The organism is Streptomyces sp. SCA2-17, assembly GCF_044336695.1.
In genome coordinates this window covers 5,234,793-5,257,258 of record NZ_CP117521.1, presented here as the reverse complement: position 1 = coordinate 5,257,258, position 22,466 = coordinate 5,234,793, and the positions used below count along the sequence as shown (strand labels likewise).

19 protein-coding genes are annotated in these 22,466 nt (G+C 74.0%); 11 read left to right on the top strand and 8 right to left on the bottom strand.

The window, feature by feature from the left end:
* The first annotated feature begins 30 nt into the window (after window positions 1-30).
* Window positions 31-1,026: an endonuclease/exonuclease/phosphatase family protein gene (locus PS271_RS23695; protein ID WP_398384428.1), complete on the top strand. Its 996-nt coding sequence runs from the start codon at window positions 31-33 to the stop codon at window positions 1,024-1,026.
* Window positions 1,027-1,063: 37 nt separating this feature from the next.
* Here PS271_RS23695 and PS271_RS23690 read toward each other — a convergent pair whose 3' ends face one another.
* The 3 genes from PS271_RS23690 to PS271_RS23680 all read right to left on the bottom strand — a co-directional run bounded on the left by PS271_RS23690 (window position 1,064) and on the right by PS271_RS23680 (window position 4,015).
* Entirely contained in the window at window positions 1,064-1,309 is a 246-nt protein-coding gene (locus tag PS271_RS23690; RefSeq protein WP_398384427.1) for a hypothetical protein, read from the bottom strand.
* Between the two features lie 131 nt (window positions 1,310-1,440).
* The gene (locus tag PS271_RS23685; RefSeq protein WP_398384426.1) at window positions 1,441-2,259 is read right to left on the bottom strand and encodes a hypothetical protein; all 819 of its coding nucleotides are present in this window, start codon (window positions 2,257-2,259) and stop codon (window positions 1,441-1,443) included.
* 64 nt (window positions 2,260-2,323) lie between these two features.
* Window positions 2,324-4,015: a PucR family transcriptional regulator gene (locus tag PS271_RS23680; RefSeq protein WP_398384425.1), complete on the bottom strand. Its 1,692-nt coding sequence runs from the start codon at window positions 4,013-4,015 to the stop codon at window positions 2,324-2,326.
* A gap of 229 nt (window positions 4,016-4,244) precedes the next feature.
* On the opposite strand from PS271_RS23680, the gene PS271_RS23675 reads away from it, so the two are divergent.
* The 6 genes from PS271_RS23675 to PS271_RS23650 all read left to right on the top strand — a co-directional run bounded on the left by PS271_RS23675 (window position 4,245) and on the right by PS271_RS23650 (window position 12,894).
* Window positions 4,245-5,132, top strand: a complete 888-nt coding sequence (locus PS271_RS23675; RefSeq protein WP_398387022.1) for an FAD binding domain-containing protein — start codon at window positions 4,245-4,247, stop codon at window positions 5,130-5,132.
* On the top strand, window positions 5,123-5,710 hold the full coding sequence (locus PS271_RS23670; protein WP_398384424.1) for a (2Fe-2S)-binding protein: 588 nt from the start codon (window positions 5,123-5,125) through the stop codon (window positions 5,708-5,710). The genes PS271_RS23675 and PS271_RS23670 overlap by 10 nt, the downstream gene beginning before the upstream one ends.
* A complete protein-coding gene (gene pucD / locus PS271_RS23665) occupies window positions 5,707-8,085 on the top strand; it encodes a xanthine dehydrogenase subunit D (protein WP_398384422.1) in 2,379 nt (792 codons plus the stop codon). The genes PS271_RS23670 and pucD overlap by 4 nt, the downstream gene beginning before the upstream one ends.
* 127 nt (window positions 8,086-8,212) lie before the next feature.
* Complete coding sequence (locus tag PS271_RS23660; protein ID WP_398384421.1) at window positions 8,213-9,682, top strand: NCS2 family permease; 1,470 nt, start codon at window positions 8,213-8,215, stop codon at window positions 9,680-9,682.
* Window positions 9,683-9,731: 49 nt separating this feature from the next.
* The gene (locus PS271_RS23655) at window positions 9,732-10,952 is read left to right on the top strand and encodes an XdhC family protein (RefSeq protein WP_398384419.1); all 1,221 of its coding nucleotides are present in this window, start codon (window positions 9,732-9,734) and stop codon (window positions 10,950-10,952) included.
* Window positions 10,953-11,043: 91 nt separating this feature from the next.
* On the top strand, window positions 11,044-12,894 hold the full coding sequence (locus PS271_RS23650) for a trypsin-like serine peptidase (RefSeq protein WP_398384418.1): 1,851 nt from the start codon (window positions 11,044-11,046) through the stop codon (window positions 12,892-12,894).
* Window positions 12,895-12,968: 74 nt separating this feature from the next.
* On the opposite strand, the gene PS271_RS23645 is transcribed toward PS271_RS23650, so the two are convergent.
* Both PS271_RS23645 and PS271_RS23640 read right to left on the bottom strand, forming a co-directional pair.
* Window positions 12,969-13,508, bottom strand: a complete 540-nt coding sequence (locus tag PS271_RS23645) for a GNAT family N-acetyltransferase (RefSeq protein WP_398384417.1) — start codon at window positions 13,506-13,508, stop codon at window positions 12,969-12,971.
* 15 nt (window positions 13,509-13,523) lie between these two features.
* Window positions 13,524-14,810: an NsdA family TPR-like regulatory protein gene (locus tag PS271_RS23640; RefSeq protein ID WP_398384415.1), complete on the bottom strand. Its 1,287-nt coding sequence runs from the start codon at window positions 14,808-14,810 to the stop codon at window positions 13,524-13,526.
* Window positions 14,811-15,013: 203 nt separating this feature from the next.
* Here PS271_RS23640 and PS271_RS23635 point away from each other — a divergent pair, with 203 nt between their 5' ends.
* Window positions 15,014-15,394, top strand: a complete 381-nt coding sequence (locus PS271_RS23635) for a DUF6415 family natural product biosynthesis protein (protein WP_398384413.1) — start codon at window positions 15,014-15,016, stop codon at window positions 15,392-15,394.
* Window positions 15,395-15,464: 70 nt separating this feature from the next.
* On the opposite strand, the gene PS271_RS23630 is transcribed toward PS271_RS23635, so the two are convergent.
* Entirely contained in the window at window positions 15,465-17,504 is a 2,040-nt protein-coding gene (locus tag PS271_RS23630) for a GTP-binding protein (protein ID WP_398384411.1), read from the bottom strand.
* 400 nt (window positions 17,505-17,904) lie between these two features.
* On the opposite strand from PS271_RS23630, the gene PS271_RS23625 reads away from it, so the two are divergent.
* Window positions 17,905-18,708 (top strand): hypothetical protein, encoded by an 804-nt coding sequence (locus PS271_RS23625; RefSeq protein ID WP_398384409.1) that lies wholly within the window; start codon window positions 17,905-17,907, stop codon window positions 18,706-18,708.
* Window positions 18,709-18,725: 17 nt separating this feature from the next.
* On the opposite strand, the gene PS271_RS23620 is transcribed toward PS271_RS23625, so the two are convergent.
* Entirely contained in the window at window positions 18,726-19,559 is an 834-nt protein-coding gene (locus PS271_RS23620) for a GntR family transcriptional regulator (RefSeq protein WP_398384407.1), read from the bottom strand.
* 116 nt (window positions 19,560-19,675) lie between these two features.
* On the opposite strand from PS271_RS23620, the gene PS271_RS23615 reads away from it, so the two are divergent.
* Both PS271_RS23615 and PS271_RS23610 read left to right on the top strand, forming a co-directional pair.
* Window positions 19,676-20,506, top strand: coding sequence for a (2Fe-2S)-binding protein (locus tag PS271_RS23615; RefSeq protein ID WP_398384405.1), 831 nt, complete (start codon window positions 19,676-19,678; stop codon window positions 20,504-20,506).
* 198 nt (window positions 20,507-20,704) lie between these two features.
* Complete coding sequence (locus PS271_RS23610; RefSeq protein ID WP_398384403.1) at window positions 20,705-21,748, top strand: DUF2637 domain-containing protein; 1,044 nt, start codon at window positions 20,705-20,707, stop codon at window positions 21,746-21,748.
* A gap of 35 nt (window positions 21,749-21,783) precedes the next feature.
* On the opposite strand, the gene PS271_RS23605 is transcribed toward PS271_RS23610, so the two are convergent.
* Complete coding sequence (locus tag PS271_RS23605; RefSeq protein ID WP_398384402.1) at window positions 21,784-22,326, bottom strand: ATP-binding protein; 543 nt, start codon at window positions 22,324-22,326, stop codon at window positions 21,784-21,786.
* Between the last annotated feature and the right edge of the window lie 140 nt (window positions 22,327-22,466).

Here is a 22,466-nt window from a genome sequence, read left to right as displayed (position 1 = left end):
CAATCAGAAGGTAATACCAAGGTCAAAACCATGGGGACCGTTTCGGCACCGCCCGGCCCCGAGGGGCCGCCCCCGCGCGTACGCCGGAAGGCCGCCCGGTGGGGCGCGGGCCTGCTCCTGGCGCTGGTGAGCGGGCCGCTGCTGTGCCGGGCCTGCGACGTGGACGGCGTCACGCCGATGCCCCAACTGCTGGCGTTCCTCCCCTGGTTGATCGCTCCCGCGGGGGCCGCGCTGGTGCTCGCGGCGGGCACGCGGTGGGTGGCGGGCTGCGCGTGGGGCCTGGCGGCAGTCCTCGGGACGCTGTACTTCCTGCCCCCGTACGAGGCGGGAGGGCCGGCGGCGTCCGGCCCGGAGGTCGCCCGGCTGCGCATCCTGACCGCGAACCTGGAGTTCGGCGGGGCCACGCCGGGCCTGCTGGAGGCCCTGCGGCGCGAGCGCCCGGACCTGGTCTCGGTGCAGGAGTGCTCCCCGGAGGAGTGCGCACCGGCGCTGGAGAGCGCGCGGCTGCGGGCCGCGTATCCGTACCGGATCGTCGTGGGCGGCGGCAGAGCCCAGGGCTCGGCGCTCCTCAGCCGCTTCCCGCTGACCCCGGACGGCTCCGTCCGGGGGACGCTGGCGATGCCGCGGGCGCTGGTGCGGGTGGCGGGGACGCGGCTGCTGTTCCAGGTGGCGCACCCGATGCCGCCGGTGGCGGGCGGGGTGGAGCTGTGGCGCACGGAGCTGGGCCGCGTCCGCGCCATGGCCGCGGCGCGCGGCGAGGCCCCCACGGTCATCGCCGGCGACTTCAACGCCTCGCAGGACCACGCGGCCTTCCGTGCCGTCCTGGACACGGGCGTCCGCGACAGCGCAGCCGCCGTGGGCCGCTCCCGCACTCCCAGCTGGCCGGCCCTGACCGCTTCCCCACTGGGCGTCCAGATCGACCACGTCCTCCTCAGCCCGTCCCTGGAACCCCGCGGCGCCCACTTCCTGGACCTGCCGGGCACGGACCACCGGGGGCTGGTGGTGGATGCGGTGCTGCGTGGGTGAGGGGCGCATCCTCCGGATCCGGCCGACCGGTCCCCGGTCACACCGGCGGCAGCGCGTCCGGCCCGATGACCGGGGTGTCGTCCTCGTGCAGGATCCGGCACGGGGGATGGTGTTTGCAGAAGAAGCCCCGGCCCGTGCAGTAAGGGCAGAGGTGAGCGCCCGTCATGTTGCCGCCCTCGCCGGACTGGTCGAGGTAGAGCACGGCCGCGTGGTAGTCGCCGCTCCCTTTGCAGCCCTTGCAGAAGGCGTGCGGGCCGGGGCACGCTTCGTCAGGATCACTCATATCCGTGATGATGCGCGCCTGCCGCAGGAGCCGTACGTCACTTGGGCGTGACTCCTCCTTTCTGCGTACGACCCCGGTCTTTTGTCGTACGTCCCCGGCCGCCGGGCCCCTCACGGCACCCCCGGGGACCCCTAGAACAGCGCCCCCGGGACCCGCGCGGCCCACTCCAGCCAGACGCCGATCAGGCCGCAGGCCGGCGCGCCGAGGCCGATGAGGGTGACCACGTCCAGGAAGAGCCACAGGATCCGGGTCGGGACCACGACGCGGGACGGGTCTTGCGGGTCGTAGCGGATCTCGCCGTTGCGGGACGCCCACAGGGACGTGTGCTCGCAGAGGCTGCCGTCGAGGGCGCGGAAGCGGTAGCGGTAGTCCGCTTCCCTGTCGGCCGAGCCGCCCACCCGCTGCGGCGGGCCCACCCGCACCGTCACTCCGCGGTAGCGGACGATCCACCGCGTCCTCAGGCGCATCATCTTCGCCCACAGCACGATCAGGCCGAAGCCGAGCCCGCCGATCAGCCACGCGCTCGCCCCGTCCGTACGCGGTTCGACCGGGATCAGGGCCACGACCGGCACGCCCAGCACCGCGTACGCCACGGCCGCCTTGAGCAGCGGGTGGGCCGAGGTCACGAAGCCGCGGACCCGGACCGCGCGGGCGGGCCACCGGGCGGCCGTCTCCCGCCGTACAGGCGGCCGGGCGCCCTCGTGGGGGCCGTCCGGCCGGATCGCCCGGATCTCCCCGGCGAACGCGGCGAGGACCTGCGGATTGCGATGACGGATCGTCAGTGGCGACTCGCCGGGGTCGAACAGGAGGACGGTCAGGGCCCCGGCCTCCGTCTCGACGGCCCGGATCTGCGCCCCCGGCACGGCCGTCGTCGTGCGCCCCCGCTCCTGCACCAGCTCGCGGCCCGCCACCCGCAGCCGGGTCCGCCCGTTCTTGATCACTACCCCCATGAGGGGAACGTTACCCCGCTGACCTGGGCAGATCCCCCGCGGCAGCCACCTCGGCCCCGCCCCCTCAGCTCATCCGCAGGGCCAGGAAGAAGTCCAGCTTGTCCTCCAGGCGCGACAGGTCCCGGCCCGTCAGCTGCTCGATCCTGCCCACGCGGTAGCGCAGGGTGTTGACGTGCAGGTGCAGCCGCGTCGCGCACCGCGTCCAGGAGCCGTCGCAGTCCAGGAACGCCTCCAGCGTCGGGATGAGCTCGGCGCGGTGGCGGCGGTCGTAGTCGCGCAGCGGGTCCAGGAGCCGGGCCGTGAAGGCGCGGCGGACGTCGTCGGGGACGAACGGCAGCAGCAGGACGTGCGAGGCCAGCTCCTGGTGGCCCGCCGCGCACACCCGGCCGGGGCGGGCGGCGGCGACCCGGCGGGCGTGCCGGGCCTCCTCCAGCGCCCCGCGCAGGCCCTCCGCCGAGTGCACGGCGGCGCTGACGCCGAGGGTGAGCCGGCCGTCGTCGTCGAGGCCGCGGGAGAGCGGTTCGCGGACGGCGGCGAGGAGCCGGTCCGCGTGCAGCCCGGCGTCCTGGGCCGCCGCCTCGTCGCCCTCGGCCCCCGCCGGCACCGCGGGCAGCGGTACGAGGGCGACCGCCTCGTCACCCATGTGGGCGACGGCGATCCGGTCGGACGGCTCGGGCCCGGACGCCTCGGGGGCGGCCAGCATCTCTTCCAGGAGGGCTTGGGCGACCGGCCCGCCGGGGATGTCGCCGTCCTCCCACTCGACGCGGGCGACGACGACCTGCCAGTGCGGCGCCGTGCCGAGGCCCGGCAGCAGGACGGGGGCGGCGACGCGCAGGCGGGCGGCGATCTCGGCGGGGGCCGCGCCCGTCTGGACCAGTTCGAGGACCTCCTGGGCAAGCCGGCGGCGCACCGTACGGGCGGCGTCGCGCCGGTCCCGCTCCACGGCGATCAGCTGGGTGACGCCGTCGAGCAGGTCCAGCCGCTCGGGCGACCAGTCGCCGGCGTCGGCCTCGACCGCGAGGAACCAGTCGGACAGGACCGTCTCGCGCACGTCGCGGGCGGCCAGTGCGCGACCGCTGTGGCTGATGGGGAACAGCGAGTACGTGTCGCCGCCGGCGCTCACGCGGTGCGGCCCGCGCCGGCCCGTGCGGGCGGCGGCCAGGTGCTCGCCGGCCAGGGCCGCGCTGACCGAGGCGGGCAGCTCGGGCCCGGCGCCCGCGAGCGAGGAGCCCGCGATGGGGCGGCCGGTCGGGGAGAGCACCCACGCCCGCAGGTCCAGGTCGGAGCCCAGCAGGTCCAGGACGACCTCGGGGCCGCCCCCGGCCGGGCCGGACGTCATCAGCCGCCGGTGCCGGTCCACGACGGCCGCCAGGTCCCCGGCGCGCTCGCTCGACACCTGCCGCACGACGTGCTCGGTGATGGAGGCGAACGAAACGTTCTCGTTCACCGAGAACAGCGGCAGGCGGTGCCGGGCGCAGGCCCGGATCAGGTCGTCCGGGATGGAGGCCATCTCGGCCTCGCCCGCCGCGAGCCCCGCCACGCCCGCCCCCGTGAGGATCCGCACGAACCGCTCGGAGTCCTCCGGCTCCCGCCGCCAGGCGAGGCCGGTGAGCACGAGTTCGCCGCCGGAGAGGTAGCGGCTCGGGTCGCGCAGGTCGGTCGTCATGACGCCGCGCACCGTGCGGTCCAGCTCGTCCTCGCCGCCGAGCAGACGGAGGCCCAGCGCTTCGGTCTCCAGGAGTGCGCGCAGCCGCATCGTGGTCGCCGCCGATCTGTCTTGTTGTTACCAGTGGAATGCAGTGAGGTTTCCCAACCCCGTCTTTCGTTCGAATCTACAAGATGCGCGCTGCGACCAGCCAACCGCTTCATGGTTTCAGTGACTGCACCGGCCTGCCGGGCGCTCGCTGTACTGGTCTCAGCCCCCTCGGAGCGCCCTTGTGAGACCGATCGACGACCCCGCGAGACCGATCGAGAAGAGAACCCCCATGGAGTTCCTGCGCCCCCGCAGCTGGGAGGAGGCTCTGGCCGCCAAGGCCGAGCACCCGGCCGCCGTCCCCATCGCGGGCGGCACGGACGTGATGGTCGAGATCAACTTCGATCAGCGCCGCCCGGAGTACCTGCTGGACCTGAACCGCATCGGCGATTTGTACGAATGGGAGACCGGGGAGGACGAAGTCCGGCTGGGCGCCTCCGTACCGTACACGCGGATCATGGAGGAGCTGCGGGCGGAGCTTCCCGGCCTCGCGCTCGCGGCGCACACCGTCGGCTCGCCGCAGATCCGCAACCGCGGCAGCGTCGGCGGCAACCTCGGCGCCGCCTCCCCCGCCGGGGACTCCCACCCGGCCCTGCTGGCGGCGGGCGCGCGGGTGGAGGCCGCCTCCGTGCGGGGCACGCGCCTGATCCCCGCCGAGGAGTTCTACACGGGCGTCAAGCGCAACGCCCTCGCGCCGGACGAGCTGATCCGGGCCGTACGGATCGCGCGGGCCGACGGGCCCCAGCAGTTCTCCAAGGTCGGCACGCGCAACGCCATGGTCATCGCCGTGTGCGCGTTCTCCCTCGCGCTGCACCCGCGCAGCCGCACGGTGCGGACGGGCATCGGCTCCGCGGCCCCCACCCCGGTGCGGGCCCGCGCCGCGGAGGACTTCCTCGCCGCCGCGCTGGAGGAGGGCGGGTTCTGGGAGTCCGGCCGGCCCCTGCCGCCCTCCGCGGCCCGGCAGTTCGCCGAGCTCGCCGCCGGGGCGTGCAACCCGATCGACGACGTCCGCGGCAGCGCCCGCTACCGCCGGCACGCGGTCGCCGTCATGGCCCGCCGCACGCTCGGCTGGACGTGGGACGCCTACCGCGGCGGGGAGAGGGGCGAGCAATGCGCGTGAACTTCACGGTCAACGGCCGGCCGCAGCAGGCCGACGACGTATGGGAGGGCGAGAGCCTGCTCTACGTCCTGCGGGAGCGGCTCGGCCTGCCCGGCTCGAAGAACGCCTGCGAGCAGGGCGAGTGCGGCTCGTGCACGGTCCGGCTCGACGGGCTGCCCGTGTGCGCCTGCCTCGTGGCGGCGGGCCAGGCCGAGGGGCGGGAGGTCGTCACCGTCGAGGGCCTCGCCGAGCACGCCCGGCGGCGCGCCGAGGGCGACGGCGGCACACCGGCGGCGCCCGCGGGCACGAGCCCGGAAGAGGCCCGCCGCTGGGCGCCCACGCAGGGCGACGGCGCGGGCGCCGTACCGCTCTCCCCCGTCCAGCAGGCATTCGTCGACGCCGGTGCCGTCCAGTGCGGCTTCTGCACCCCCGGCCTGCTCGTCGCCGCCGACGAGCTCATCGAGCGCAACCCCGCGCCCTCCGACGCGGACATCCGCGAGGCCCTGTCGGGCAACCTGTGCCGATGTACCGGCTACGAGACGATCCTGGACGCGGTCCGCCTCGCGGCCGCCCGCGCCGGAGAGGCGGGCCCGCGATGAGCACCGCGCACACCGCCGCAGGGCTCGCCCGGACCGCCGGGGCCCACGGTGGCATCGGCGAGTCCGCCCCGCGCCCCGACGGCACGCTCAAGGTCACCGGCGAGTTCGCCTACGCCTCCGACCTGTGGCACGAGGACATGCTGTGGGGCTTCACCCTCCGCAGCCCCCACGCCCACGCCAGGATCCTGTCCACCGACGTCTCCGGCGCCCTCGCCACCCCCGGCGTGTACGCGGTGCTGACCCACGCCGACCTGCCCGCCGCGACCCGCTACGGGCTGGAGATCAAGGACACCCCCGTCCTCGCCGACGGCGTCGTCCGCTACCACGGCGAGCCCGTCGCCCTCGTCGCCGCCGACCACCCCGAGACCGCCCGCCGCGCCGCCGCCCGCATCCGCGTGGCCTACGAGGAACTCCCCGTCGTCCACGACGAGGAGAGCGCAACCGCCCCCGGCGCGCCCCTCCTGCACCCCGCCCGCGACGACAGCCACGCCGCCCACGTCCCGCACCCCAACATCGTCCACCGCCAGCCCGTCGTCCGCGGCGACGTCGCCGCGGCCCGGGCCCGCGCCGCCGCCGTCGTCACCGGCGACTACGAAGTGGGCATGCAGGACCAGGCGTTCCTCGGCCCCGAGTCCGGGCTCGCCGTGCCCGCGGAGGACGGCGGCGTCGACCTCTACATCGCCACCCAGTGGCTCCACGCCGACCTGCGCCAGATCGCCCCCGTCCTCGGCCTCCCCGAGGACAAGGTCCGCATGACGCTCTCCGGCGTCGGCGGCGCCTTCGGCGGGCGTGAGGACCTGTCCATGCAGGCCCACGCGTGCCTGCTCGCGCTGCGCACCGGCAAGCCCGTGAAGATGGTCTACAACCGCTTCGAGTCGTTCTTCGGCCACGTCCACCGCCACCCGGCCCGGCTCCACTACGAGCACGGGGCGAGCAGCGACGGCCGGCTGCTCTACGTCAAGGCCCGCATCGTCCTCGACGGCGGCGCCTACGCCTCCTCCTCCCCGGCCGTCGTCGGCAACGCCGCGTCCCTGGCCGTCGGCCCGTACGTGGTCGGCGACGTCGACGTCGAGGCCTTGGCGCTCTACACCAACAACCCGCCGTGCGGGGCGATGCGCGGCTTCGGCGCCGTCCAGGCCTGCTTCGCGTACGAGGCCCAGATGGACCGGCTCGCGGACCGCCTCGGCCTGGACCCCGTGGAGTTCCGGCAGCGCAACGCCATGGCACAGGGCGCCGTCATGCCCACCGGACAGGTCGTCGACGCGCCCGCGCCCGTCGCGGAGCTGCTGCGCCGCGTCAAGGCCCGGCCGCTGCCGCCCGAGCGGCCGTGGGAGAGCGCCGGCGGCGGCCCCGACATCCGGGCGCTGCCGGGCGGGCTGTCCAACACCACGCACGGCGAGGGCGTCGTCCGCGGCATCGGCTACGCGGTCGGGATCAAGAACGTCGGCTTCTCGGAGGGCTTCGATGACTACTCGACGGCCCGGGTGCGGCTCGAAGTCGTCGCCGGGCAGCCGGTGGCCACCGTGCACACCGCGATGGCCGAGGTCGGCCAGGGTGGCGTGACCGTCCACGCCCAGATCGCGCGCACCGAACTCGGCGTCACCCGCGTCGTCCTGGAGCCCGCCGACACCCGCGTCGGCTCGGCCGGCTCGACCTCCGCCTCCCGCCAGACCTATGTCACCGGCGGCGCCGTCCGCCACGCCTGCGAAGCCGTACGGGAAGAGGTGCTCGCCCTGGGCCGCACCCGGTTCGGTGCCTGCCACCCCGCGTGGGCGCACGCCGAACTCCTGCTGGAGGGCGGCAAGGTGACCACCGACGCGGGCGAGGTCCTCGCCGCTCTCGCCGACGTCCTGGAGGACGAGGTGATCGACGTCGAGCGCGAGTGGCGGCACCGGCCCACCGAGCCCTTCGACCTGCGCACCGGCCGGGGCAACGGCCACGTCCAGTACTCCTTCGCGGCCCACCGCGCCGTCGTCGACGTCGACACCGAGCTCGGGCTCGTCAAGGTCGTCGAGCTGGCCTGCGCGCAGGACGTCGGCAAGGCCATGAACCCGCTGGCCGTCGCCGGCCAGATACAGGGCGGCACCACGCAGGGCCTGGGCCTCGCGGTCATGGAGGAGATCGTCGTCTCCGCGGACGGGCGGGTGCGCAACCCGTCCTTCACGGACTATCTGATTCCCACCATCCTCGACACCCCCGCCATCCCCGTGGACATCCTCGAACTCGCCGACGAGCACGCCCCGTACGGGCTCCGCGGCGCGGGCGAGGCGCCCACGCTGTCCGCCACCCCGGCCGTCGTCGCGGCGATCCGGGCGGCGACCGGGCTGGCGCTGGGCAGGGTGCCGGTGCGGCCCGAACACCTCACCGGAACCTGAGCGTTCCCCCGCAGGGCACCACCGGCCGCGCACCCCCCAGCGGCCGGTGACGTGCCGCTCCTTCGTCTCGGGCCGTCCCCCGGGTCGTGCACGCCGCTACCCACCCCCATCCCGGAGAAGGCAGCTCATGACCCAGTCATCCGTGGAGCCGGCCTCCACGGCGCCGAACGCGGGCGCGGGCCCGCGGCCGGCCGCCGAGGACGCCGGAAGGTCCTGGCCCGACCGCTACTTCCGCATCAGCGCCCGCGGATCCACCGCCGGCCGGGAGGTGCGCGGCGGCATCACCACCTTCATGGCGATGTCGTACATCCTCCTGCTCAACCCCCTGATCCTCTCCGGCCCGGACGCCTCCGGGCAGCGGCTCGGCCACACCGGGCTGATCACCGCCACCGCGCTCGCCGCGGCGGTCTGCACCCTGGCGATGGGCTTCCTCGGCAGGGTCCCGCTCGCCCTGGCCGCCGGGCTGGGCGTCTCCGGGGTGCTCTCCACCCAGGTGGCGCCGCACATGACCTGGCCGCAGGCGATGGGGATGTGCGTGCTGTACGGCGGGGTGATCGTGCTGCTGGCCGTGACCGGCCTGCGCGAGCTGATCATGAACGCGCTGCCGCTCGCCCTCAAGCACGCCATCACCATGGGCATCGGCATGTTCATCGCCCTGATCGGGCTGGTCAAGGCCGGTTTCGTGCACGCCTCCAAGGGCGGCGGGCCGGTCACGCTCGGCCCGGCGGGCGAGCTCGCCGGCTGGCCCGTGCTGATCTTCTGCGTCACCCTGCTGGCCGTCTTCATGCTGCAAGCGCGCGACGTCCCCGGCGCGATCCTCATCGGCATCGTCGTCGGCACGGTGCTGGCCGTCGTCGTCAACTCCGCGGCCGGGCTCGCGCCCTCCGCCTGGCAGAACGGCGCGCCCGCGCTCAAGGGCGGCGCGGTCTCCATGCCGGACTTCTCCCTCTTCGGGCACGTGGAGTTCGGCGGCTGGGGGTCGCTGGGCGTCATGAGCGTCGCAATGATCGTCTTCACGCTGGTCCTGGCCGGCTTCTTCGACGCCATGGCCACGATCATCGGCGTCGCGACGGAGGCCCGGCTGACGGACGACCGCGGCCGGCTGCCGGGCCTGAGCACGGCTTTGTTCGTCGACGGGGCGGGCGGCGCGATCGGCGGGGTCGCCGGGGCGTCGGGCCAGACCGTCTTCATCGAGTCCGCGACCGGGGTCGGCGAGGGCGCCCGTACGGGGCTGTCGTCCGTCGTGACCGGGCTGCTCTTCGCCGCCTGCCTGTTCTTCACCCCGCTGACCCGCATCGTGCCCGGCGAGGTCGCCGCCGCCGCGCTCGTCGTCATCGGCGCGATGATGATGAGCAACGCCCGGCACGTCGACTGGGGCGACCGGGCCGTCGCCGTCCCGGCGTTCCTGACCGTGGTGCTGATGCCGTTCACGTACTCCATCACGGCGGGCGTCGGCGCGGGCGTCATCGCCTTCACGGCGATCAAGGCGGCGCAGGGGAAGTGGCGGGAGCCGGGCGTGTTCATGTGGGTGCTGACGGCGGTGTTCACGGCATATTTCGCCTTGCACCCGATTGAGAGCTGGCTGGGCGTCAAGTAGGCCTGGTAGGCCACGGCAGTCATGTACGTCGCGTGAGGAGTGGGCCGTCATGCTGGACATCGCCGAGGAGCTGCACCGCTGGTGCGGGGAAGGGCGGGCGTTCGCCGTCGCCACGGTGGTCGCCGTGGAGGGCAGTGCGCCCCGGCAGCCGGGCGCGGCCCTCGCCGTCGATGCCGAGGGCACGGCGGTCGGTTCGGTCTCGGGCGGGTGCGTGGAGGGCGCGGTGTACGAGCTGTGCCGCGCCGCGCTGGAGAGCGGCGAGAGCGTGCGGGAACGATTCGGCTATGCGGATGAGGACGCCTTCGCCGTGGGCCTGACCTGCGGGGGCGCCCTCGACGTCCTGGTCGTCCCGGTCCCGCCGGACGGGTACGGGCGCGCCGTCCTGGCCGAGGCGCTGGCGGCGGCGACGGCGGGCGAGCCGGTGGCGCTGGCCCGCGTGGCCGACGGTCCGGACGGATGGCTGGGCCGGGCGCTGCTGGTCCGGGCGGACGGGACGTACGCGGGGACGCTGGCGGGGGCGGAGCGGGAAGGGGCGGGGCTGGAGGGCCGCTCCGGCTCGCTGGACCGTACGGTCGCCGCGGAGGCCGCCGCGCTGCTGGCCGCCGGGCGGACGACCACGGTCACGGTGGGCAGGGACGAGGCGAACGGGTCCCGTTGCGGCGATCCGGTGACGGTCCTGGTGGAGTCGTGCCTGCCGCCCCCGCGCATGATCGTCTTCGGGGCGGTGGACTTCGCCGCGGCACTCGTACGGGCGGGCAAGTTCCTCGGCTACCACGTGACGGTGTGTGACGCGCGACCCGTGTTCGCGACGACCGGCCGCTTCCCCGGCGCGGACGAGGTCGCCGTCGACTGGCCGCACCGGTACCTCGACGCGCAGGAAGCGGCGGGGACGCTGGACACCCGGACCGTCCTGTGCGTGCTGACCCACGACGAGAAGTTCGACGTACCGCTGCTGGAACGCGCCCTGCGGCTGCCCGTCGCCTACGTCGGCGCGATGGGCTCGCGCCGCACGCACGAGGCCCGCCTGGAGCGGCTGCGCGAGGCGGGCGTCGCCGAGCGCGCGCTGGACCGGCTGCGCTCGCCGATCGGCCTCGACCTGGGCGCGCGCACCCCGGAGGAGACGGCCCTGTCCATCGTGGCGGAGATCGTCGCGGCCCGGCACGGGGGCACGGGCGCCCCGCTGACGGGTGCGCACACGCCGATCCACCACGAGCCGCGGCGGGGGCTCGTGGCGGGGTCCGGGCTCGGTGGCCTGAGCCGGGTGCCCTGACGCCGCTGTCAGAGGCCTCTGGTAGAACATGAGTCGCATTTTGAGCTGTTCAGCTGTTCATGTTCCTGTCCCACCAGCACGATGAGGCCCTTTGCCGCCCTTCAGACAGACGTCTCCCTCCAGACGGATCTGGACCCTCGCCCTGGCCGTTGGCCTGGTCACCTGCGGCACGGCCGCCACGGCGTCCGCCGCGCCTTCCCCGGCCGGCCCGTCCCCCGTCCCCGCCCCCTCCGCTGCCGCGGCAGCCCGCAAGGCCGAGACGTACTGGACGGCCGAACGCATGGCGGGGGCGAAGCCCCTCGACGCGGGGAAGCCCCTCGAAGCGGGGAAGGCTCCGGCCACGGGCAAGGCTCTGGCGGCCGCACCCCGTACGTCGGTCGCCGCGGCGCCGCCGGCCGGCACGCCCCAGGGAACGTACGGCGACGGCATCCCCATGGTCGGCACGTTCTTCAGCAGCGACCCGACCGGCACCACGTACTGCACCGCGAGCGTCGTACAGAGTCCGGGCCGCAACCTCGTCCTCACCGCCGGGCACTGCGCCCAGGGTCTCGCCGGCCGCACCCAGCAGATCTTCGTGCCGCAGTACCGCAAGGGCCTGGACGCGGCCCACCAGCCGTACGGCGTCTTCCCCGTGGAGCGCGTCTTCAGCGACCCGCGGTACACCCGCAACAGCACCGGCCCCGACTCCGACCTGGACGTCGGCTTCGCCCGCCTCGGCCCGAACGCCCGCGGCGAGCAGGCCGAGGCCGTGACCGGCGGGCTCCGGCTGACCCCCACGCCCCGCTGGACCAGCACCGTCACCGTCGTCGGCTACCCCGGCTCGCACAACACCGACCAGCGGGCGCTGAGCTGCACCGTGCCGACGTCGCGCCTGCCCGGTCAGCACCAGCTCCAGATGAAGTGCGGCGGCTTCTACGGCGGCACGTCCGGCAGCCCCTGGATCACGGGCTACGACGCCGCGGCCCGCACCGGCGACATCGTCGGCAGCCTCGGCGGCTGGAACGGCGGCGGCACCCTCACCGGCGAGGACTGGATCAGCTACGCGCCCGTGTTCGGCAGCGAGGTACAGGCCCTCTACCAGGACGCGATCGCCGACCGCACGCCCGCCCGCACGGCCTACCAGCGCCCCTCCGACAGCGCCCGCCTCCCCGGCGCCGCCACCACCTGGACACACGCCAAGCACCTGGTCTCCGCCGACTTCACCGGCGACGGACGCGACGACCTGCTGACGATCTGGAGCGACGGCGAAGTCAGCCTCTACCCGGGCGACGGCAGCGGCGGCTTCGGCGCCGAGCAGCAGCTCGCGCGGTCCGACAGCTTCTGGAAGCGCGCCGTGACCGTCACGGCGGGCGAGTTCAGCGGCTCCGGCAAGCCCGACCTCATGGTCCGCTGGGACACCGGCAAGCTCTCGTACTACGAGGACTTCCAGGCCGGCGGCTCGGGCCCCGAGCACACCCTCGGCGCGGGCGGCTCCTTCTGGAAGTACGCCTCCCAGATCACGGCGGGCCGCTACGACTCCACGGAGCGCTCCGCGGACCTCGCCGTCCGCTGGGTCGACGGCAGCCTCAGCGTCTACGCGGGCGTCAGCCCCTCCGGCCCCGGCACGGAGCGCCGCCTGATGGACGCCGGCTCGTACTGGAAGTACGCCACCGCCCTCAGCAGTCCGCGCCCCGCGGGCCAGGACCGCAGCGCCCTCCTCGTCCGCTGGTCCGACGGCTCCCTCGGCTCGTACGCCACCACCGGCACGACCGTCGGCAAGGGCACCCGCCTCCAGGCCCCCAACCCGTCCTGGACGGACACCGCGATGACCACGGGCGACCTCACCACGTCGGGCCGCCCGGACGACCTCGTCGTCCGCTGGTCCGACGGCGAGACGTCCCGCTACGACGGGGTGAGCGGCGACGGGCCGGGGGCGTGGACGCCGTTGGTGAACAACGGCTGAGGCGCTCCAGTCCTGCGTTCGGCGTTCCGTGTCTCCAGGGGGCACGGAACGCCAGCCGCGCCGGCGGCGGCCGATCAGATCCGCTTGACGAGCGACTCGAACACCGGGGAATTGTCGAAGGGCTGGATGTCGCCCAGCTTCTCCCAGCCCCACGCGTAGTAGGCGGACCGGGCGGGGATGTTCCCCGGGTCGACCAGGATGGTCCCGAGCTCCTCGGCGCGGTCCGCAATCAGCTCGTCATGCAGAAGGCGGGCGATTCCCCGGCGGCGCCAGGCCGGCCGGACCATCAGCTCCGAGATCGCGAAGACCTTGCCCTGCTCGGTCAGGCGGCGCACCTCTTCGGGGACCTCGCCGCGGAAACCGCCCCACCAGGAGCCGGCGGGGGCGATGGCGAAGCCGAAGACGTATCCGACGAGTGTGCCGCCGTCCTCCGATGCCACCAGTTCGAAGCCCTCTCGCTGGACGTAGACCGAGAGCCGATCCAGGAAAGCAGGCCGTGAGCGGAAGGCGCCGTCCAGCTTCTCCGCGTAGGCCTCCTCGTAGACATCCGCCAGTGCGTCCCGCTCGCCGTCGGCTTCCTTTCCGCCCAGCCGGCGCAGCTTCAGATCAGCCATGTGGTTCCCCTTTTCTCATGCCACGAGGGGCTGGGATTCCGCCAGGAAGTCCCGTACCGGAGCATCGTCTTTGTGCCCTGCCAGGCTGCCGCGAAAGGCCGCGAGCCGGGTCGTCGTGCGGGCCGAGGAGACCTCAGCGATCAGCGGCAGCGCGCCCCTGGCCACCTCGCAGGCGTCATGGACCTCCCCCTTCCGCATGTGCACCTCGGCCAGCACGACCGTGTACCAGGCCCGGTTGCGGCCGTACCTGCGGCTCATGGTCGCCAGCGTCTTCTCGGTGAGCCTCTGGGCCACGGCCGTCTCGCCGAGTTCGGCGTGGCAGGTGGCGGCGAGTCCGTCCAGCTCCGACAGCGAGTAGAAGTCGATCCACGGAGGGTCCTCGTCGGAAGGGCCGCGATCGAAGGATTTGTAGGCCCGCGCGAGAGCCGACCGGCATTCCCTGGAGTCGCCCAGCCGGGACCAGCCCCAGGCCTCGCGCAACGTCAGGAGCGACATCAGCCGCGGTGGCACATGGCGGGCACTGACGCGCTGCCCCATCCTGGCCAGGTCCACGGCGTCACGGGGCATCCCGTTCCTCGCCGCCGCCATGGACATCTGTGCGTACGCATGGACTTCGACCTCGGCGTCCTCCGCCATGCGGGCCTGGTACAGCGACTGGTGGTAATAGGCCCAGGCGTCCTGCACGCGGTCGGCGTCATAGCTCAGCCATCCGGTGAGCACGGCCAAGTCGCCGAACGCCGAGCGCAGTTTCCTGCCGGTGGACTCCGTGTACCGGGCGGTATTGATGAGCCGGTTGAGCGCGCCCAGGGCCCGGCGGGCGTCCACGCTGAGGTGGTCCCCGCCCATGCGCTCATCGAGCTGCTTGAGCCTGCGCACCGTCTGCCGGACGGTCCTCACCTCGACCGCTCCGATCTTCCGGGGCGTACCGCGCTCGGGGCAGAATCCCAGGGCCGCGAGCCCCGAGACGAAACTTCGCCGGTCCACACCCTGCTCCTGGCCGTCGACCCGATCCGACGTGAAGACCGTACGCCGCGCCGGGCTTTGCGGGGAAGAGAAGCCCAGAGCGTGCAGGCTCTCGCCGGTGAGCGCGGCCAGGATCCGCCGGTACACGGGACGCGGACAGCTCACGTCGCCGTCCTCCCACGTGGCGATGACCCGCGAAGTGCAGCCGGTGTTCTCGCCTATCCGGGCGCCCTGCTGATTGATCAGGCCTGCGAACTCGGAGCGGCTCATGTGGAACTGCTCCTCGCGGACCGCCCTGATCTTCGGGTTGGGCGCTCTCTTGCCACTCTTCCCGGCCATCCCTGTGCCCCCGCCTCCTGGCTCCGGTGACTGCTCGCGCGCCGACCGTAGCGCCCATGCCCTCCGCCGGGGGCCCGACCGGCTGACAGCGGCATTTGAGCGCGGGTAATTGCATCGGAGTTGCATCGCCGGGCCATCGATCGTGCGCACACGGCGCCCCTAGCGTCGGTGCTGTATCAGCCGCCCAGCACTCAGGGACTCTCATGCACACGAAGACGCCTGACGGCGACACCGGCGCCTCGTTTCCCGCCGCCCGGCAACCGGGCAGCCAGGAGATCGACGTCCCCCGGATCGTGAGCGACACCGAGCAGGGCTTCTCCTGTCATGCCGTGCTTCCGACGCATCAGGAGCTCGCCGCGCTGGAGGGGCGGCTGCGCCGCCATATCCAGCAACTGGTTCCGGTCGTGGAAGCGCAAGTCGCCGTCATGGATCCCACGTGGATGGGGCACGCCACGCGCCGGTCCCTGCTCGCGCGCGCGGCGCAGACCCTCGCGGAGGGGCCCGGGGACGGGCTGATGTCCGCCGCGGAGCACGTGTGCGCGCTCGCGCGGGTGTGCCGGGTCCTGCTCCGCAGCTGCTCCTAGTGCCGCATCAGGCGACGGCCGCCGCGCTGAATCCGCGTGACGGCCTCGCCGGCGGTCTCGGCCGAGCGCCTCACCCTCCCGCCGCGGACGGATTGGGCCGAGCCGCCGTCAGGTGGCGGAGGTATGCCGCGCGGTTGAGGGGATCGCCGTCCGTGCGCGGGCGCTCGGGAGGGTGCCCCCTGTGGGGGCGGTCCTCGGTCGGGTGGGTCCACCAGAGGGCCTCGCCGCGGGTGAGGGCGGGCAGGCGGCGTTCGGCGTCGGGGGCCCGGCGGGCCGGGATGGTGCCCTTGAGGACGCACAGCTCCGGGCCGGTCTCCGTGTCGTGGATCTCGGCTCCCAGTGCCGCCAGCGCCCCCGCGACGGTGCTCAAGGTGTCGGCCGGGGCCTCCAGTTCGTAGGCGTGGCAGGGTTCGTACACCTGTGTTCCCGCCCGGGCCAGCGCCGCCATCAGGACGAGCGGGGTCAGGCGGCGGAAGTCGGCGGCGGTGCTGACGGGGCCGACGAAGCCGGAGCGGGTCAGGGTGACGGTGCAGTCGGTGACCGGCCAGCCGTACAGGCCCTGGGCGAGGGTGTGGCGGACCGTCTCCTCGACGGCGCGGTCGAAGGCGAGGGGCAGCGCGCCGAGTTCGGTGTCGCGGCGGAAGACCGTGCCCGAGCCGGGGGCGCCCGGCTCGGCGCGCAGGCCGACGGTGGCCCAGAAGGCGTGACCGCCGTGCCGGTCGATCTCCTCGTACGCCTCGCCCGTGCCGGTGAGCCGCTCGCGGTGGACGGTGCTGCTCGGTTCGAAGACCGCTTCGACGCCGAACTCCCCGGCGAGCGTGGCCGCGATGATCTCCTTCTGCACCTCGCCGTAGAGCAGGACGGACGTGCCGCCGCCCGCAGGCAGCGTGCGGGTGCCGATGAGCGGGTCCTGGTCGGCGAGCGCCGTGAGGGCGCTGTGCAGCCGGGCGGCGTCCCCGGGGCGTACGGGCCTGACGACGGTCTCCAGGCTCGGCGCGGCGAAGTGCCTGCGGGACGCGCCGTCGCGGACGGGGCCGAGGCTGTCGCCGACCCGGACCTCCGGCAGGCCCCGGATCCGGGCGATGTCACCGGCCTCGGCACGGCGGCGGGCGGCCCCGGGCGGCCCGGACTCGACCGCCGCGAGGGAGGTGACGCGGCCGGAGTGCTCGGTGTGCGTGCCGTCGGCGTGCTGCCGGTGGAGGGTGATGCGGTCGCGCTCGGAGACCGCGCCCGAGAAGAGGCGCAGGTAGGCGGTCTTCTCTCCGGAGGGGCCGCGGTCGACGGCGAACACCGTGCCGGTGGTCTCCCGGCCGGTGCGGCGCGCGGGCGGCAGGTAGCGGACGATGCCGTCGACGAGGTCCGCCACGCCCTCGCCGGAGAGGGCGGAGCCGAAGTACACGGGGTGGACGCGGCCGCGCGCGGTCTGCCGTGCGAGGGTGCGCCGCAACTCCCAGGGCGTCACGGGCCGGTCCTCGACCAGCTTCGCGAGCAGCGCGTCGTCGTGTTCGGCCAGCGTCTCGGCCATGGCGTCGCGGAAGCCGGGGTCCTCGTACGAGCCGGGCACGGTGCGGGCGCCGGGCGCGCCGATGCCGCGGACGGTGGCCATAGGCACCACGTGCGGTGTCAGCCGGCGGCGGACGGCGGCCAGGGTCCCGGCCTCGCGGGCCCCCGGGCGGTCGGTCTTGTTGACGAACAGGAGGGTGGGAAGGCGCAGCCGGCGCAGCGTCTTCATCAGGACGCGCGTTTGCGCCTGCACGCCTTCGACGGCGGACAGGACGAGCACGGCGCCGTCGAGGACGCCCAGGGCGCGCTCGACCTCGGCGATGAAGTCGCTGTGGCCGGGGGTGTCGACGAGGTTGACGCGCAGGCCGCCGACGCGGAAGGGGGCGACGGCGGTGCGGATGGTGATGCCGCGGCGGCGTTCGATCTCGCCGCTGTCGGTGCGGGTGCTGCCGGCGTCGACGCTGCCGAGCCGGTCGATGGCGCCGGCGTCGAAGAGCAGGCGCTCGGTGAGGCTGGTCTTACCCGCGTCGACGTGCGCGAGGATGCCGATGTTCAGAACGGGCTGCGTGGGCAGGGTGAGCCCGGACAGCAGGGTGTGCGTACGCAAAGAGGGCCTCGGGAGGAGTCATCCGGTCAGGGCGCTGGGGGGATCCGAGCCTCTGGCGCATGGCGTGTCTCCTGACGTATCCCGAGGTGCATGGGTTGTGCGGCGCGCACGGAGCGCGCGGCGCCATCCTGGCAGCCGCCCGGTGCGGGATCCAGCGAATTTCCGGCGGCCCGCGTGAGCACAGCGGACAGGACGAACGACAGCACAGATGAGCGCTACTGCGCTCAAGGACCACCCACCCCCGCTCACTCTTGGTAATCTGCCGCTACCGCTGGGAGAGCCTTTGTGAATTGCTTCACACCTGGCCCTTGGCCGGGCCCGCTACTTCGTGCTGAGATGCGGTCACGGCTGCTTCCAGCTCGACGGCGCGCTTGGGGAGGGCACTGTGGCGGACACCGCCATGCGTAATGCGGGGTTGCCGGAGCCACGGGGACCGCAGGGGGCGGACCCGCAGGGCGATGATCCACTGGAGCGAGCGGTGTGGCGGCTGCGGTCGCGCGCCTGCTGGGACGATGCCGCGGCCCTGCTCGCGCCGCGCGCCGCCGCCGAGCCCGGGCCGGCCCTGCTGCGGACCGCGGTCCTGACCGAGCGCTGCATGTTCACCGGGGACGGCTGGGGGGCCGCCGAGGACGCCCTGCGCGCGGCGGAAGCGCTCGCCGCGGACGACGAGGAGCGGGGCGCGGCGGCCTGCGAGCGCGGCCATCTCGCGTACGCCTCCACCCTCTTGAGCGTCCGCGACCGGGCGGACGAGGCCCGCTCCGCCCTGGGCAGGGCCGCGGCCCTGCTCGCGCCGGGGTCGCCCACGCGCCCGCTGCTGCACTTCCGGCGCGGCCTGATCGCCCAGCACCTGTCGGACAACCCCTCCGACGCGACGGCCGCCTTCGAGCGCGCCCACGCGGGGGCGACGGCCCAGGGGCAGCGCCTGCTGCTCTCCTTCACCTGGCGGCACGTGGCGGCCATGGCCGAGCACGAAGGCAGGTTCGCCGAGGCGCGGTACGGCTTCGGGGAGTCGCTGCGCATCCGGGAGGAGCTGGGCTATCTCGTCGGCATCGCCCCGGCGCTGGCCTCGCTCGCCGCCGTCATCGACGACCCCGGAGAGGCCGCGCGGCTCCGCAGGGAGGCCGCCCGGCTGGTCCGGCTGCTCGGCGGGGTCCCGGGCTGGCTGGCGGAACAGCTGGCGCCGCCCGCATCGCCGGAGGACTAAACCGCCCCCTCTCCCCGTTACTCCCCGATCGCGAAGTGCCCCCGCACCAGCACCTCGGCCCGCTCCACGTCATGCGCCGCCAGCGCCTCCAGCAGTGCCACGTGCTCGGCCGCGTCGGCGACGAGGTCGGCCGTGCAGTGCGGCCGGCCGTGCGCCGCGGGCCACTGCGCGCGCCGGTGGAGCTCGTCGGCGACGGCGACGAGCTGGCGGTTGCCCGCGAGGCCGAGGAGCGCGCGGTGGAAGGCCCGGTCGGCCTCGGCGTAGAGGGCGCGGTCGCCGGTGGCCGCCGCGGCGGCCGCGGTCTCGGCGAGCGGCCGGAGCCCTTCCCAGCCGCCGGCCGGCACCGTACGGGCGAGCCGCAGCAGGACCGGCACCTCCAGCATGGCGCGCACCTCGGCGAGCTCGGCCAGATCGCGCGCGGTGCGCGTGGCGACGCGGAAGCCGCGGTTGGGGACGACCTCGACGGCACCCTCCAGGGCGAGCTGCTGCATCGCCTCCCGTACGGGCGTGGCCGACACGCCGAAGCGCTCGCCGAGCGCGGGGCCCGAATAGACCTCTCCCGGGATCAGCTCGCCGCTGACGAGGGCCTTGCGCAGGGCGTCCAGCACCTGGCCGCGCACGGAGTGGCGCTGCGGCATCCTGCGTGCGGGAGCGTGCGCGGGGGCGGCACACGGAACCCCGTACTCCTGCTCGCCGTGGACGTGCTCACCGCGGGCGCCCTCGCCGCGGAGGCCGGCAGGGCCGGCGGCGGAAGCGCCGCCGCGGACGGCCGCGCCCCGCGCGACCTGCGGCGGCATCTCGGCGAAGAGCCTCGCGGCCGGCGGCGCGGCGTGGGGTCTTCCCTGCTCCATTGGGGTCCTCCTGATGTCCTTTCTGAACCATAGGCGGCCCCGCGGACAGTTCAAACCCCGATCAACCGGGGTAAGGTAAGCCTTACCTGTAGAACGATCGCGATTCGGTGGTCCGCATGGCCCCTGCCCCCGGCGCCCCGGCTGCCGCGCCCCCGCTCACGGACGCCTACACCCGCCTCTCCGAGGTCTACGCGGGCCTGACCCTCACGGCCGGACCACCGCGCGACGGCGAGGGCTGGCTGACCGCCGCCGCGCTCGCCGAGGGCGGCGCCGGCCTGGACGCCTTCCTCGCGTGGGACGACCGCCAGATCCTGCGCGAGTACGGGGAGCGAGCCCGCCCGGACGTCGTCGCGAGCTTCGGCCTGCACCGCTACGCCTGGGCGTCCTGCCTGCTCCTGACCGTCCCCTGGTTCCTGCACCGCAGAGTGCCGCGGCTGCCTCCCGGAGCCGTTTCCTTCCACCGCGGCGAGAGCAGGCTGACGGCCCTCGCGACGGAATTCGCGTGCCTGCCCGGAGATCCCGCCGCGGAACTGCCGGGCGCCCGGGCAGTTCCCTCCGAAGAGGACCTCCGCGCGGAACTGCGCGCCGCGGTGGCCGCGCATATCGCGCCCGTCCTGGAAGGCTTCCGGCCGCGGATGCGGCGCGGTCCGCGCGCCCTGTGGGGAATGGTGACCGACGAACTGGCCGAATCCTTGTGGTATGTGGGCCGGCTGCTCGGCGAGGAGGAACGCGCCCGCCGCGAACTGCACCTGCTCCTCCCGGGGGTGACGCCGCCGTACGTCGGCGGCGCGGCCTTCCGGATGCTTACCGGCCGCATGGGAGAGCCGATCCCGACCCGCGACAGGGCCAGCTGCTGCCTCTTCTACACCTTGCGTCCGCAGGACACCTGTACGACCTGCCCGCGTACTTGCGACACAGACCGGGTGCATCGCCTGTCCGTAAGCTGACCGGCCTCACACCACTCGATCGGGTGAGTTGAAGGGAACGCAATTCCCGCTTCCCTGAACCGCGTTCGAATTTCTTCGCACCTATCCGTATGCCGTTGCCCTCCATTGGCAGGCAGTTGGCGTGAAACCCCTTGGCGAACGGACCGATTCCGAGAGGATGGCGCGCGAAAGGCCGTACAGCTATGCAAGGGACGCAAGATGAGAGTGACCGATATACCGCTGAATTGGATGCTCCCCTGTGTCGTGGCGCTCGCCGGGGTCGTGGTGGCGGTGACGGTGCTCGCACGCGGCCGGCACGGCGTGGACGACTCGGGGAGCGGATCGGACTCCTGGGAGCGCAACGAGGAGCGCAGACGGCGCAAGGAGGCCGTCTACGGAAGCGCCTCGTACCTCCTCCTGTTCTGCTGCGCCGCGGTGGCCGCCGCCCTTTCCTTCCACGGTCTCGTGGGCTTCGGGCGGCAGAACCTGGGGCTGACGGGCGGCTGGGAGTACCTGGTGCCGTTCGGCCTCGACGGGGCGGCCATGTTCTGCTCGGTGCTGGCGGTGCGGGAGGCGAGCCACGGCGACGCCGCGCTCGGCTCCCGGATGCTCGTGTGGACCTTCGCCAGCGCGGCCGCCTGGTTCAACTGGGTGCACGCGCCGCGGGGCCTGGACCACGCGGGCGCGCCGCAGTTCTTCGCCGGCATGTCGCTGTCGGCGGCGGTCCTCTTCGACCGCGCGCTCAAGCAGACCCGCCGGGCCGCGCTGCGCGAGCAGGGCCTGGTGCCCAGGCCGCTGCCGCAGATCCGGATAGTCCGCTGGCTGCGGGCGCCGCGCGAGACCTTCGGCGCCTGGTCCCTGATGCTCCTGGAAGGCGTCCGCTCGCTGGACGAGGCCGTGGAGGAGGTCCGCGAGGACAAGCGGCAGCGGGCGCAGGCGAGGGCCCGCAGGAGGGAGGCCGGCAAGCTCGAACGCGCCCGGCTCAAGGCGTACAACCGCCAGAACCGGGTGTGGGGCCGGGTCCGCAGCGGCCGGCAGGTGGAGGTCGGCGGGACCGCGGTGCCGGGCCCCGCCCAGCCGGCGCAGATCGGATCGGACCCTTCCATAGTCGACCAGGGACAGCTTCCCGTCCGCGCGCGACCGCTGCAGTCGGTCGGCGGCCCTGACCCGATCGACCTCACCGCGGAGGACGACACCCAGGCGATCCCCCGCCTGGACTCGCTCGAAGCGAAGCTCGCCCAGATCGAGCGGCAGTTCGGCTGACGTCCCGGAGCCCTGGGTCGCCGCACGGCGGCGGTTCAGGGCTCCTGGGCGGCCAGCTCGAACCAGACCGACTTGCCCACGCCGTGGGCGCGGACGCCCCAGCCGTCCGCGAGGGCATGGACCAGCAGCAGCCCCCGGCCCGACGTGGCGGCCTTCTCGATCTCGTTCATGCTCATGTGCTCCAGGCTGACCGGCCCCGTGTCCGTACCCGGGCCGCGCAGCGCCGGGTGGCCCGCCACGAAATCCCGGACCTCCACCCGCAGCCGCCCCCGTGCCTGGCCGAACGCGCCGGTGAGCACCGCCTTGACCACGGCGCCCCCGTCGGTGTGCACCAGGGCATTGGTGACGAGCTCGCTCGCGAGCAGCTCCGCGGTCTCCGCCCGGCCGGGCGCGCCCCAATGGGCCAGCAGGCGGCGCAACTCGGCCCGGACTTCCCGGACTCCGGTGAGATCCCGGCGGCGGAGCCTCCTTTCGAAACGCGGCCCGGAATGCGCCGCGCCGTCGCCGTGCCCGTTCCTGTGGTCCGTACGGCCCTCCCGGTCCCCCGCATGGCCCTCCGCGTATCCCTCAGCGCTCATCCGGCTCGCTGTCTGCCGTTTCATCCTCCCGCCCCGACCCCTCCCCGGCGCCCCGGCCTCGAACACGCTCGCGCTCACTCACCGCAATGCATGCCCCGGCCCGCCCGGAACGACTCCTGTTGAGCCATCAACATGGTGAT